Raw genomic sequence first — 13,803 nt, forward strand, 5'->3', positions numbered from 1 at the left:
ACGCGACCCTTGAGACGAACGTCAGTTCGTCTTGACGATATCGTAGGCGTAGAACTGCGAGTTGAGCCCGTTGATGGGGTAACCCGTTACGTTGGCCGCCGATACCACGATCTGCGGGTAAAGATAAAGCCAGTCGCTCGCCGCTTCCTCGGCGATGATGATGTTGGCCTGCCGCAGCTTTTCGTTGCGCTCCTCGACCGTGGCACTGGATTCCGCCGAAGCGATCAGTTCGATCACCTCGGGGTTGTCATAACCCCAATAGAAGTCGGGATTGCCGTAAAAGACGATGTCGCGGTGGTTGACATGCTCTTGCAGCGTCGCCTCGAAGTCCTGCGCCTGATAGATCTTGGTGTACCACTCATTGGCCGTGATGATGTTGATTTCGACGTCGATCCCCACTTCGGCCAGTTCGTTCTGGATGAACTGGGCGACAATCGGGTGCGGGTCGTAGTTCGGCGTATCGAGGGTGAAGCTGAAGCCGTCCGGATAGCCGGCTTCCGCGAGCAATTCGCGGGCACTCTCTGGGTCGTAGGCGTTGACGTCGGTGAGGTCGACATACCATGGGTCGGTGGGCGGGACGAACGAGCCGATCAGCGTGCCATAGTCGCCCCAGATGGCCTCGAGCAGCTGCTCATCGTTGATCGCCCGCGCGATGGCCTGACGGACCTTCACGTTGTTGAACGGCTCGATACGGTCGTTATAGGCCATCAGTTCCTTGGTCGTGGAGGCACCCTCCGTGACGGTAAAGCTCGGATTATCGGCGAACTGCGCCAGAGAATCGGGGCTCTGGACCGAGGTGATGATGTCGACCGCGCCAGTGAGCAGCGCATTGTTGAGCGCCGTGGCTTCGGTGAAATAGTTGAAGACCACGCCGCCATTGCTCGGCGCCTCGCCCCAGTAGTTTTCGTAAGGAACGAGGCTCAGGCTCGAACCGCGGCGCCAGTCGTCGAGCCGATAGGGACCGGTACCGTCCTCGCTCGCCGTGATATCGACCGCCGCGTCGTTGACGATCCAGACATAGCTGAGGTTGTAGGGCAGCGAGATCGAGCGCTCCGACAGCGTGACCTCGACGGTCAGCTCGTCGATGGCTTCGACCGATTCGATCGTCGCGAGGCTCGACTTGCGCGAGCTCTGCGAGGTTTCCGCCGTCACGCGCTCGATGCTGTAGACAACGTCCTCGGCGGTCAGGGGATCGCCGGAGTGGAAGGTGACGTCCGGCTGCAGGGAGAATGTGTAGGTGAGACCGTCTTCGCTGATCTCGTAGTCCGTGACCAGCTGTTCGGTGACCTCGCCCTCATCCTGAAGCTGGAACAGCGCTTCGTAGACGTTGCCGTTGAAGGCCTCGTTGATGCCCTGCCCTGCGCCGGCGGTGTTATCGAGGTTCTGCGGCTCGTAAAGCGAACCGATGCGGATGACCGCATCGGGGTCCGCGCCCTGCGCCACGGCGGCGCCCGGCACGAGCACAAGCGCCGCCGCCAGCGTCAGGCCTTTGAAAAGATGTGTCATATCATCTTGCTCCTTATAGATGTGCGCGACGATCGGGGTTCCGCCGCCGGGCGTATCCGTTGCCACACCTTAGCGCCGGAAACGGCGCGGCAACATCGCTAGCATGTCAGTCCGGTTGCTTTTTTGAACCCGGGCGCGGAATGGCTTTTGCCGGTTTGGCAAATGCTTACAATGTCCTTCCAAAGAGAAGTCCGCAATATTGCCCCGGCACCCGCCGCGCCCTATCTCGATCGCTCGGCCGGTTCAGAAAAAAGGAAGCTCAGCCATGGTCAAGATCGTCACCCGCCCCACAACCGTCGGCGCGACACTGCCCGGCAAGGGTCAGGGGAAGGTAAAGGCCCGCGCGGGCGCCGAACTCGAAATCGCCGGAACGGCGGGAGAGACCGGCATGACGCCGGTCGAAATGATGGACGCCGCGCTCGCAGGCTGCCTCGTCCTCTCGGTCCGTATCGCGGCCCGCCAGCGCGGTTGGCAGGACCGGCTGGTTTCGGTCGACGTGGACGTCCAGCACGAAAAGGCCGCCGACGGTCCATCCCGCGTCGCCAAATTCCGCAGCGCGTTCAAGATCGAAGGCGATTTTAGTGAATCGGAACGCGAGGCACTGATCGCCGACGCCCATGCGCTCTGCACGGTCGGCAATACACTCGAGCGCGGGGCGGAGATCGTGGACGTGCCCGAGATCGAGGAATAGGTCAGCCGCGCGCGGCCCAGACCAGGCCCCGGGTGAGGATCGTGCGGATCTGCGGGATCTCCAGTTCGTCCGCGGTATGCCCCAGCGACGAATAGAAGACGCGGCCCTTGTCGTGCGTGGTGGTGAAGACCACCGGCATTTCGACATTCCTGCGCCAGGGATGGAACTCCCCGGAAAAGGTCGTGGTGGCGAGAACTTCGACGGCCGGGTCGTAGTTGAGGTAGTACTGTTCGGACGTGTGCTCGAAGCTTTCGATGCCGGCCATGATCGGGTGGTCGGGGCGGGTAACATCGACACGGTAGGTGATGATGTTGCCCGGGTGGGAAACCCAATAGCAGCTCGCCGCGTAGCGGAACGGGACGCTGGCGCGGAAACTGGTGGCAAGGCCCATATGGTAGCCCGCAAGGCCCGTGCCGGCCTGGATCGCCTCGACAAGATTGGTCATCTTGTCTTTGGCCAGTTCGCCATCGGTGATGACGGGGACGACGAGATCGTAGGTGCCGACATCGGAAGCGCCGAGCGCGTCGTAATCGTCGGTGACGGTGACGGTAAAATTCTCGCCCGAAAGGATGTCACCGACCGTCTCGGCGCCGCGCTTGGGCGTGTGGAGTTCCATGCCGCCGTAAACGACGAGGGCCTTGCGCTGGTTTGCCATGCTATTGCCTCCTGATAATCCGGTACGTGGGGGCGACCTAAAGCCCCAGTCCGACCGCCTGCGTCCGGTGCACGCCCCTGGGTACGAAGGCGAATGCATCGTCCAGTTTCAAGAGCTTCGCCGCCAGATGCACGACCGAAAGCCACATTTCGGTGCCCTGCAGGCTCGGCGCCTGCCCGTCGGCGAAGGGGAACCCCTCATTGTCGATCCATCGCGACGGCGCGCGGCGTATGATGGCTTCGGCGACCGCCTCGGCCTCGGCGCGGCGATGGTCCGTCTGCCCGAGGCACAGGAGGAGCGGGTGGATCGTGTCGAGGAGATTGCAGGCCGTGTAATCGGCGCCCGAAAAGCCATCATGGTTGCGATAGTTGGCCAGCACCGAGTTGATCGCGGCCTCCGGATGGGGAACCGGCAGGCCGAACTGGGCATAGGTGCCCCGCGTCAGGCGATAGAATCCATTGACCGGTTGCAGCAGGCCCTCCGTTGCGGTCGGAGCGCCCCAAAGCCCGGTTGTTCTGTCGGCATGAAGCGCGAGCCATCCGAAAAGCGCCTCACGCGCACGGCCGGTCTCGAAATAGCGTGCGTTGAAATAAAGCGCCGTGCCGATGGCATCGACGGCGGCGCCGGCGCTCCAGGCGCGGTCCCGCCACGGCAGGGCTTCGAGCCAGGCACAAAGCGCGGGCGCATCGAGCTCGGCGGCCGCGATCCTGCGGGTCGGATGGCTGCCCAGAAGTTCGAGCGCATAGCCGGCCGAAAGGACGTTATAGAGCGCGAGCCCATCCTCGCGCAGCGGCGTACCGGGTTCGGGCAACCGGTAGGGATCGGGAAACAACCCGCTCCGTTCGTCCTGTACTGCGCGCAGGCGTTCGATGGTTGCGCCCACGTCAAGACCGTCCGGAAGCCCGCCGAAACCGGCTGCGATCTCGATGGCATCGCATAGGTGCCTGATGCTCGGGCGCACCGCGCCATCGCCCTCCCGCGACAGAAACGTCCCCTCGTGGCGGTTCTCCTCCAGGATTTGCCGCCACTGCGACTGTGCCCTGCCACCCAGTTCCGCGAGCAAAACGTCGAGGGGACGCGCGATGGGCTGCATCTTTTCCCCGCGCTTGCGGATCGGCTTGGCCGGTACGCCGCCGACGATTGTATAGGGCGGCACGTCGCGCGTGACTGTCGCGCCCGCCGCGATGACGGCGCCCTGCCCTATTGTGACGCCGTCGACAATGACGGCGTTGGCACCCACCCAAACATCGTCGCCTATGGTGATGCCCAGCGATTCATGGGGCTGCTTGTGGATCGGCGTATCCGGATCTTCAAAGCCGTGATTGAATCCCAGGATCGACGCATGGGAGGCGATCCGGACGTGATCGCCGCACCGGACCTTGCCCGCAATGCACGCAAAGGCGTTGACCGTGCAATGGGCGCCGAATTCGAGATCGCCCCGCACCAGCGCGTAGCCGGCGATATAGGAGCGCGCACCGAGCACCATCCGTTCGGTGAAGACCGCCGCCTCCGCCGCGATATAGGCCGTATCGTCGATCGCGGCCCCCGCGTAGCGGACCAGTTCCGCCTTGCGCGCTTTAAATTCGGGCGCGTCGATGTCCGCCTGCGTACGGTCCCACGTGAGGAACTGCAACCGCTGCGCGTGCCGATGCGGCGGCTCTTCGTCGAAATCCCCATGCGCCAAACTCATGCCAGCCGCTCCAGCAAATCCGGCTCGATGGCGTGCTGCAACGGTTCGCCTGAAACGAACCGCTCGATTTCGGCGATTGTCATCTCGCCAAGCCGTAGCCGCTCGGTCCCCCCGGCGCCCGCGACATGGGGCGTCAGAAAGACGTTGGGCAGTGAATAAAGCGGCGACCCGTCTGCGGGAATTTCCGGGTCGGTGACGTCGATGATCGCGTTGATGCGGCCGGTTTCAAGCTCGGCGACGAGCGCCGCCTCATCCACGAGCATCCCGCGCGCCGTGTTGATGAAGGTCGCCCCATCGCGCATCAGCCGCAATTGCCGTTCGCCGATCATGTGCCGGGTCGAGGGCAAGGCCGGTGCGTGGAGCGAAACGATGTCGGATTCCGTGAGCAGCGTTTCGAGATCGACAAGCCGCGCGTGACGGGTCACGGGATCGGATTTGGCGACATAGGGATCGGCCAGGAGCACGTCGACTTCCAGAATCTGGAGGAGCTTTGCGACCTTGCGCCCGATCCGCGAGGCGCCGATAAGCCCGACCGTGCGCCGATAATTGCCGATGGGCTCGTCCATGAGCGCCCATGTCGAGCGCCGGGTGTGGTCGGCCCGATAGAGGTCGCGCAGTTCGAAGACGCGCTTGTTGGCGAAAATGATCGCCGCCAGCGTGAATTCGGCTACGGGAACGGCGTTGGCGTCCGCCGCGTGCGTCACCGCGATGCCCGCGGCATAGGCGGCCGGGTCGATCGTGTATTTCACCGTTCCGGCGGCGTGGGCGATCAGCTTGAGCCGCGGCGCCTGCCGCAAGACATCGGCCCCGACATAGGGCGCCCCCCAGCCGGTGACCAGAATGTCGGCTTCGGCCAGAAGCGCGCGCGCCTCGGGGGTGCTGAAATCCTCGATCGGGGCGCGCGAAAGGATGTCGCAACTCGCCGCGAGCCGGTCGAGCGACCGGTCGTTGAAGACATGAAGGGTCTTTTCCGCCGCCATGGCGAGGACTACACGCGGCCGCATCAGAAACGCTCCGGAACGTCGATGGCGCTCACCGTTACGCCCTCGCGCGCAAAAAGCGCCTCGAGTTCGGAAAGGTCCGGTGCCACGGGCGGATCGCCCGGATCGGTCCCCGCCGGTGCGGCGGCGACGGCGGTTGCGAGCACTGTTGTGCCTGGAGCAATCTCGCCGAGCAGTTGCGGCACGATCGTCTTGCCAACGATGAGGTTGGTGTTGGGCAGCGCGCGCTGGTTGCGCCCCTGCCGCCGATTGCCCTCCGAGAGGTCGTGGATGAGGCTGACGTCGGTCGCCGAGCGCGCCTCGGCCAGCCCGGACCCCTCCTGGCACACATCCGCATCGAGATCCGCCCGCCCGATTGCGAACCCGCCCTCGGTGGTGTGCAGGGCCCGCGGCGTTTCGATCCGGTGTATCCGCACGTGCCAGTGCACCGCGGGCACGAGCCAGGTTTCGACCGTAACGTCGTCCCACGGCTTCCACCGCGCGTAGAGCGTCTTGTGCGCGATTTGCGCGACCTCGTTGCTCTCGCGCACCCGGTAGTGGCGCATGTCGTCCGAAAGCGCCAGCATGCCGTCGAAGGCGCCGCTTAGATACGCGCGCTCGTCCGCCTCGACGGAAAACCCGTAGCGCGAGGAGTAGACGAACTTCGCGTATTTCTCCGCACCGTGCCGCATCTGGTAGTTCTGTTGCCCGGACGAGAGCGCGACCACGTTGCCCTTCTGCTGCATCATCACCATCCCCGGGTGCTTGAGCGGAACCGGCGGCTTGACCGCCTCCGCCGGCGTCTCATCGGCCTGCCAGAACGGATGGTCTTCGGAGAGCGCCAGCGGCAGGAACGCCTTGAGTGCCCAGTAGGGGGAGCCGGCGGAATTGTAGCTCTCGCTCATCAGCAGGTTCGGATAGCCGTAGCCGATCGAGAGTACGCCGTCGCGGTCCGCGATCGGATGGCGTGACCACCACCGCAAATGGCGCAGGAAGTGCCCCTTGATCTCGCCCCAGGGCAACGCCTCGAGATCGGCGAAAGCGAGTGCGGCCCATATGCCGCCACAGGCGAACCGGTAGGTGAGACTGCGTCCGAAGGCCAGCGTTCCGCCCTCGTCGTCGAACCAGTGCCTGATGTCTTTGGCAAAGAGCGCGGCGCGTTTGCGATAGGCGGCCGCGCGCGGATCGCCGGGCTTGGCGAGCTTGGCGTAGATGAGGCCGTAAAAATGCATCGCGAAGGGGATGTAATGGTCGATCCGGCGGACGTTGCCGTCGCGGTACCAGCCATCACCGAGGTAGAACCCGTCGAGTTCGTCAAGATATTGCTCGGTGAGGCTTCTATCGAAGTCGACGCCGACGCGCTCGAGACCCATGTCGACAAGAATGCGGAAGAATTTCCAGTTGTTGTCGGCGTAGGGATATTGGCGGATGCCCTTGAGGTACGTGGCGATGTTGTCCTTGGCGCGCTGGGGCAACGGGTCCCAGACGTGCTCGGGCACCATCCGCAAGGTGAACCCGATCGCGGCCATTTCGACCATGCGCTGGTCGGTGCGTTTGACCTCGCCCCAATATTCGGGGTGTTCGGGGTCCATGCCGTTGGCGAGGCCCTCGCGGTAGCGGTCCCAATGATCGAACGCGCCGCCGCCGGCCGCAAAGGGCGTCACGCCCCAAAGCGGGCGCGCGAAGCCTTCGACGTCGGCGGCGATCCGGTCGAAATGCGCAGCGGTACCGCTCAGGCGGACCCGCGCATGGCCTTCCGAAAAGTAGGGGAGAAGCGGATTGAACAGGTCGTTGAGCGCCTTTGCAACGTCTGCCCGCGTCTTGAGCGGGTTGCCGGTAAGGGGATTGGCGCTGGCGGGATCGTATATCATCTAGGCGTATGTTCCTGTAGCGGGCGCGGGTCCGTAGGCGCCCTTGAGGTCAAGCGTTTCGGCGAAATGGCATGCGGCGTGGGTTTCCCCGCCGTTGATCGGGCGCAGCGCGGGTTTTTCGGTCCGGCAGCGGTCCTCGGCGAATTTGCAGCGCGTGTGGAAGGGGCAACCCTTTGGGCGATTCCCGAGAAACGGGATTTCGCCCTTGACCGCCTCGTGGCGCCGGCTGCGACGGGTCGGGTCGGCAATCGGCAGCGCTTCGAGGAGCACCTCGGTATAGGGGTGCCGCGGGCGCTCGAACAGCGCCTCGGTGGGCGCGGTTTCGACGATGTGCCCCAGATACATCACCACAACCCGGTCCGCGAGGTAGTTCACGACGCCCAGATCGTGGCTGATGAAGATGTAGGTGAGGCCGAAATCGGCCTTGAGGTCTTCGAGCAGGTTCAGGATCTGCGCCTGGATCGAGACGTCGAGCGCCGAAACGGCCTCGTCGGCGATCACGAGCTTGGGGTCGAGCACGAGCGCCCGCGCGATGCCGATGCGCTGGCGCTGGCCGCCCGAGAACGCGTGCGGGAACCGCTGCAGCGCGTCGCGCGGGATGCCGACCTTTTCGAGCGTCGAGACGACACGCCGTTCGAGCTCGGCACCGCGCGCCGCCTTATGGATGCGCAGGGGCTCGGCGACGAGATCGAAGACGCGCATATAGGGGTTGAGCGAGGACATCGGGTCCTGGAAGATCATGCGAATGTCGCGCCGCCAGGGCTTGAGCTCGCGCTTTTTGAGCGCGGAGAGCTCGACATCCCTGCCCGGCTCGGGGGTGTAGGTCACCCGCCCTTCGGTCGGTTCGAGCGCCCGGACGATGCAGCGGCCCAGCGTCGTCTTCCCGCATCCGCTCTCGCCGACGATCGCGAGCGTTTCGCCCGCCTTGACGGTGAGGTTGATGTCCGAGAGCGCTTCAAGCGACATGATCTCGCCAAAGAGCCCCGATCGCAGGGTGAAGGTTTTCGAGAGGTCTTCGACCTTGAGGAGCGTTGTCATGCGCGATCTCCCTCGATTGCGGGCACGCCCGGCTGAAGGATGCCTTCGACCCTCGGCGCGTCCTCGTGGGTCAAAAGGTGACAGCGGGCCCAATGGCCCTCGCCCGCTGGCGTGCGCCCGGGGTGAACGCTGGAACACGGGGCAAAGGCATGCGGGCAGCGCGTGGTGAAGGCGCACCCTTCGGGTCTGTTCCGGGGGGACGGCACGTTGCCCTGAATGGGATTGAGCCGCTCGCGCTGCGCGCGCCGCGTCATGCGCGGGATCGAGCTCATCAGCGCGCGGGTATATGGGTGCTGGGGGGCGCGGAAGACGTCGAAGACGTTTCCCTGCTCCACCACGTCGCCCAGATACATGACGGCCACCTCGTCCGCGATCTCGGCCACGACGCCGAGGTCGTGGGTGATAAAGAGCATGGCCATGCCGTATTCGGCCTGCAGCGCGCGCAACAGATCGAGGATCTGCGCCTGGGTCGTGACGTCGAGCGCGGTCGTGGGCTCATCGGCGATCAGAAGATCCGGCTTGCACGCGAGCGCCATGGCGATCATGGCGCGTTGCCTCAGCCCGCCCGAGAGTTGGAACGGATAGGAATCCGCGCGCTGGCGCGGACCGGGAATGCCGACCTGGTCGAGGAGTTCGACGGTCCGCTCGCGGGCCGACTTCTGCTCGACGTCGTCGTGCAGCATGATCATCTCGTCGATCTGATCCCCGATGGTGTGAACCGGCGAGAGCGAGCTCATGGGCTCCTGAAAGATCATCGAGATCCTGTTGCCGCGGATAGACCGCATCGCCTTGCTGTCGGATCCAAGCGCGGCGATATCGGTCGGCTCCCCGCCATCGGCGGAAAAGAGAATCCGGCCGTGATCGATGCGGGCGTTCTTGTCCAGAAGCCGCAGGATGGCGCGCGCGGTGACCGATTTCCCGCATCCGCTCTCACCCACCAGCGCGAGGGTCTTGCCGCGGGTCAGGGTGAAATCGACCTGCCTTACCGCCTCGATGTCGGCTTCGTCGGGGGACGAGAAAACGATGTTGACGTTTTCCATCCGCAGGAGGGTTTCATTAGCGTCCATAGGGGTCAGCGGCGTCACGGAGGCCGTCTCCTAGAAAGTTCATGGCAAGGATTGCGACAACAACGACGATGCCCGGAGACAGGAGCCACGGCGCACCCGCAAGGGTCCGGATGTTCTGGGCGTCCTGCAACAGCGTGCCCCAGCTCACGATCGGCGCCTGGAGGCCGAGCCCGAGGAACGACAGCGCCGTCTCGGCGAGGATCATGCCGGGGATGGCCAGCGTCGTGGCGGCGATGATGTGGCTCATGAACGAGGGCACCATGTGCCGCACGATAATGCGGTAGTCCGACGCGCCGTCGAGTTGCGCCGCGGTGACGAAATCCTCGGTCCTCAGCGCAAGGAAGCGGCCGCGCACGACGCGGGCGAGTTCCGTCCAGCCCAACAGCGAAAGGATCAGGGTGATCGCGAAATAGGTCTGAAGCGGCCCCCAGTCCCGCGGCAGCGCGGCGGCGAGCCCCAGCCAGAGCGGGATCGTGGGCAGTGAGCGGATGAATTCGATGACCCGCTGGACCGCGCCGTCGAACCAGCCACCGTAATAGCCAGAGAACCCGCCGATTATGACGCCGAACACAAGGCTCAAAACCACACCCACGAGCCCGATCGAGAGCGAAATGCGGGTGCCGTGGATCAACCGGCTCAACTGGTCGCGCCCGAGCCGGTCGGCGCCGATCACATAGAGCGGCGCGTCGGGTTCCACGGTGCCGAAGAGCTTGTGCTGCATCGGGATGAAGCCCAGGAGCCTGTACGGTTCGGATTCGACGAAGAAACCGAGCGGATGGCGCACTTCGGGATCGATGGTGAAGACGCGACGGAGCGCTTCGGGGTCGATCTCGGTCTTGTAGCCGTTGACGTAGGGCCCGAAATGCCAGCTTCCGTCCGGGTCGACCGCCACGAAATGGATACCCTGAGGCGGCGCGTAGGTGTAGCGCGGGTTATAGGTGCTCGCATCCATCGGCGCGATGAATTCCGCGAAGACCGCCACGAGGTAAAAAAGCACGACAATCCAGAGACTTACGAAAGCAAGCTGATGTTGCTTGAAGCGGCGCCAGGTCATCCGCACCTGGGACTCCCGGCCTGTCGGGGCGCGCCTTTCTGCGCTCGCTTCCGGCTCGGCGGCAACGGGAACGTGGGTTGTGACGGCCATCTTAGCGCCCTCCATACCGAATGCGGGGGTCGATCCAGGCAAGGATCAGGTCGGAGATGAGCGTGCCGATGACCGTGAGAATGCCCAAAAGCATGATGATCGCGCCGGCCAGATACATGTCCTGCGTGGTCAGTGACTTGAGCAGCAGCGGCCCGGCGGTCGGCAGGTTCATGACCACGGAAACCACGACCGAGCTCGAAACGAGAGTCGGCAGCAGCCAGCCAATGGTCGAAACCAGCGGATTGAGCGCCACGCGCACCGGGTATTTGAGGATGGCCCGCCATTCGGGCAGGCCCTTCGAGCGCGCCGTCACGACATAGGGCTTGGTCAACTCGTCGAGCAGGTTGGCGCGCATCACACGGATGAGCTGCGCGGTACCCGCCGTCGCCAGCACCAGCACCGGCGCCCAGGCATGGGCAAGGAAATCGAGAATGCGCTCGAGGTTCCAGGGACTGCCCTCGAGATCGGGGGAAAAAAGCCCACCGAGTGTCTGCCCGAAATAGACGTACCACAGGTACATCAGAACGAGCGCGAAGAGGAAATTGGGGATGGCGAGGCCGATGAACCCGCCAATGGTCGCGAGATAATCGCCCAGCGAATATTTGCGCACCGCAGCATAGATGCCGATGGGCAGGGCGACGAGCCACATCACGAGAATGGCCAGCCCCTCGAGCAGGATCGAATTGCCCAGCCGCCCCCAGATGAGATCGGTCACCGGCGCTTTCCACTCGAAGCTTTCGCCGAAATCGCCCTGAACAATGCCGCCGATCCATTTGAAATACTGGATGACATAGGGATCATCGAGGCCATAGCGCTCGCGCAAGGCGGCGATGGTTTCCGGGTTGATCCTGTCGCCCGCGGCGCTCAGTGACGCCATATAGCTTGTGAGATAGTCGCCCGGCGGCAACTGGATGATGGCGAATGCCACGAACGACACCGCCCAGATGGTCAACACCATCGCAATGAGCCGTCGAAAGAGAAAGCTGAGCATGGCTCTTATGGACTCCCGCACATCCGGTTCGTTTTTGATTACGGACATCCAGCAGGCGGCGCGCCGGATCGCTGCCGGTTGAGGGCGCTGCCTTGCCTGATCCCCGTCGATGCCTTCCCAAGGTCCCCCCGCGGCCCGAAGACCGCGAAGGGCACTCCCGGGAGGAGAGTCGTTACTCGAAATACCACTGGAACGGATCGTACGGCGCCGGTGTGGGGAACAACCACGCCTGCTTCATCTCGTCAGGGACATTCCGCAGGTTGTTTTTGGCGATGTAGTAGCCGTTCGGCACAAGGCTCACCCCGACCAGCGGGAACTGTTCCTTGGCAATGTCGAGGATCTCGACCATCAGGCGTTCCTGTTCGGCGGGATCGCCGGACGCCTTGAGCTGGTCATAGAGCTCCATCTGCTCGCGGGCCCACTCGGCCGGCTCCTCGGCAATTTCCGGATCCGTACCGTTGTACCAGGCCTGCCAGGCAAAGGCCCAGACGGACTCGGCGTTGGCGGGGAAATAGTAGCGTGGCTCCTGAACGACATCGAGACCGCCATCGCCAGCCCAGACCTGCGCGTCGAAGTCGAGGCTCGGGCGCTTGTCGTAAAACAGCGTCCTGTCGATATTGTTGATCTCCATGTCGATGCCGACTTCCGCAAGCTGGAGCTGCATGAGTTCGAGAATATCGAGCCATTCCGGCTGCAGGGCAGAGATGACGTCGACGGCAATCGACACCGGCTCGCCATTGCTCATCAGTCGAATACCCTGCCCGTTGGTCTCGGTCAGCCCCGCCGCTTCGAGGTGCTGAACGGCCAGTTCGGGATCGTATTCGGTGTACTGCTTGGCCATTTCCTCATCGTAGAACTGCGATTCGGGACGCGGCGCGGGCTGGAACGGCTCACCCTGGCTCGTGAACACCGCATCGATGATCTCCTGGCGGTTGAGCGCGTGCGAGAGCCCGATCCGGAAATCGCGGTTATTGAAGAGCGCGTTCATCTCGGGATCGGGATGATTGAGGTTGAGCTGCAGCACAAGCGAGGTCGAGCGCGACTGCACTTCGGTGCCCAGCCTGTAGTCCCCCGCTTCCTGACCGTCGAAAAAGATCGGGCGGTTCGCTACGGTCGCGATGTGGCGATCGGTAAAATCGATCTCGCCGTTGAGCGCCATGAGCGTGATTTCCTCGGTGCTCTCGCTCACCCGCATCTCGAGCCGATCGATGTAGGGAAGCTGGTTCCCCTCGGTATCGACCTTCCAATAGTAGGGATTGCGCTCAAAGACGACGCGGCTTGCGGTGCCCGTCCAGGGTTCGGTCACCACCCAGGCGTTCATGAACGGCAGATCGAGATTGGCCCAGCGCTGGGTTTCCTGACCCCAGGCACATTTGTCCTCCATCATGAACGCCCAGCCCTCATAGCCCTCGTCGGCCGCCATTTGCTCGGCCTCGGGATTGTAGGGGGGGTAGAATTGCGAGCAGTACGCTTTTTGAAGCGATACGAGCGTCGAACCATTGACGCTGGCAAGTTCGTCGAGCAGCAAGCCCTTGGGGTTTTCGAATGTAAACGTGAACGTTGTTTCGTCGACGACCTCAACGGTCATCGGATTGCCCGGATCGGTCATGAACGTGCCGCCCACCGGATAATCGGGGTCCTGCACAAGTTCCACGGCAAAGGCGATATCCGCGCTTGTGAACGGCGTACCGTCCGACCATTTGAGCCCTTCGCGCAGATGGAAGGTATACTGGGTCGCGTCGTCATTGACCTCCCAGCTTTCCGCAAGGTTGGGAATGACCTCGTCCCATGCCCGGTTGTAGCGGACCAGCCCGTCATACATCACCGTGCGCGCGATCCAGGCGTTATCGCCGGTCCCGCGCAAAGCGGATCGCCAGGTACCCCCGTACTCCCCCACGTTGTCGACCGGTTCGACGACCAGAGGATTGTCCGGCAGCCGCTCCTCCACAGGCGGCAGCGTGCCATCCTCGACCAGAGCGTCAAGCATGGGCGCCTGCTGCTGCGCATAGGCAGGCGCCGCAATAAGCGCAACCGCAGTGGTCATGACCGCGGCGAGCCGGAACGCGTGGACGCCCCTGCGCGAACGCGGGTTGAAGAGATATGTCATGTCGTATTCCTCCCTCGAGGCCATGGCTGGGCCTCACTCCGTTTACGAACGTCGCAAACGCTA

General features: G+C 63.8%; 10 protein-coding genes and 1 pseudogene. 1 reads left to right on the forward strand and 10 read right to left on the reverse strand.

The genetic code is table 11. The features are described from left to right. Positions 1–21: 21 nt before the first annotated feature. Positions 22–1,506 carry an ABC transporter substrate-binding protein gene (locus LSG43_RS08155; RefSeq protein WP_231802969.1) on the reverse strand — a complete coding sequence of 495 codons (1,485 nt, stop codon included), beginning with the start codon at positions 1,504–1,506 and terminating at the stop codon, positions 22–24. 265 nt (positions 1,507–1,771) lie between these two features. Here LSG43_RS08155 and LSG43_RS08160 point away from each other — a divergent pair, with 265 nt between their 5' ends. Further along, entirely contained in the window at positions 1,772–2,197 is a 426-nt protein-coding gene (locus tag LSG43_RS08160; RefSeq protein ID WP_231802971.1) for an OsmC family protein, read from the forward strand. 1 nt (position 2,198) lies between these two features. On the opposite strand, the gene LSG43_RS08165 is transcribed toward LSG43_RS08160, so the two are convergent. The 9 genes and pseudogenes from LSG43_RS08165 to LSG43_RS08205 form a co-directional block, all read right to left on the reverse strand. Continuing rightward, positions 2,199–2,852, reverse strand: coding sequence for a ThuA domain-containing protein (locus LSG43_RS08165; RefSeq protein ID WP_231802973.1), 654 nt, complete (start codon positions 2,850–2,852; stop codon positions 2,199–2,201). A 1,102-nt stretch (positions 2,853–3,954) separates the two neighbouring features. After that, positions 3,955–4,110: pseudogene (locus LSG43_RS16680) on the reverse strand (DapH/DapD/GlmU-related protein); the annotation flags it as partial. 428 nt (positions 4,111–4,538) lie between these two features. Beyond that, complete coding sequence (locus LSG43_RS08175; protein ID WP_231804624.1) at positions 4,539–5,549, reverse strand: hydroxyacid dehydrogenase; 1,011 nt, start codon at positions 5,547–5,549, stop codon at positions 4,539–4,541. Beyond that, the gene (locus LSG43_RS08180; RefSeq protein ID WP_231802977.1) at positions 5,546–7,393 is read right to left on the reverse strand and encodes a DUF2264 domain-containing protein; all 1,848 of its coding nucleotides are present in this window, start codon (positions 7,391–7,393) and stop codon (positions 5,546–5,548) included. The genes LSG43_RS08175 and LSG43_RS08180 overlap by 4 nt, the downstream gene beginning before the upstream one ends. Further along, the gene (locus LSG43_RS08185) at positions 7,394–8,431 is read right to left on the reverse strand and encodes an ABC transporter ATP-binding protein (RefSeq protein WP_231802979.1); all 1,038 of its coding nucleotides are present in this window, start codon (positions 8,429–8,431) and stop codon (positions 7,394–7,396) included. It lies immediately after the preceding gene. After that, positions 8,428–9,498, reverse strand: coding sequence for an ABC transporter ATP-binding protein (locus LSG43_RS08190; protein ID WP_255714172.1), 1,071 nt, complete (start codon positions 9,496–9,498; stop codon positions 8,428–8,430). The genes LSG43_RS08185 and LSG43_RS08190 overlap by 4 nt, the downstream gene beginning before the upstream one ends. Further along, on the reverse strand, positions 9,488–10,642 hold the full coding sequence (locus LSG43_RS08195) for an ABC transporter permease (RefSeq protein ID WP_231802983.1): 1,155 nt from the start codon (positions 10,640–10,642) through the stop codon (positions 9,488–9,490). The genes LSG43_RS08190 and LSG43_RS08195 overlap by 11 nt, the downstream gene beginning before the upstream one ends. A gap of 1 nt (position 10,643) precedes the next feature. Next, positions 10,644–11,633, reverse strand: coding sequence for an ABC transporter permease (locus tag LSG43_RS08200; protein ID WP_231802985.1), 990 nt, complete (start codon positions 11,631–11,633; stop codon positions 10,644–10,646). Between the two features lie 172 nt (positions 11,634–11,805). Further along, entirely contained in the window at positions 11,806–13,740 is a 1,935-nt protein-coding gene (locus tag LSG43_RS08205) for an ABC transporter substrate-binding protein (protein WP_304622647.1), read from the reverse strand. Positions 13,741–13,803: the final 63 nt, after the last annotated feature.

The sequence above is a fragment of the Pelagibacterium xiamenense genome (genome assembly GCF_021166475.1).
In the GTDB taxonomy this organism is placed as follows: domain Bacteria; phylum Pseudomonadota; class Alphaproteobacteria; order Rhizobiales; family Devosiaceae; genus Pelagibacterium; species Pelagibacterium xiamenense.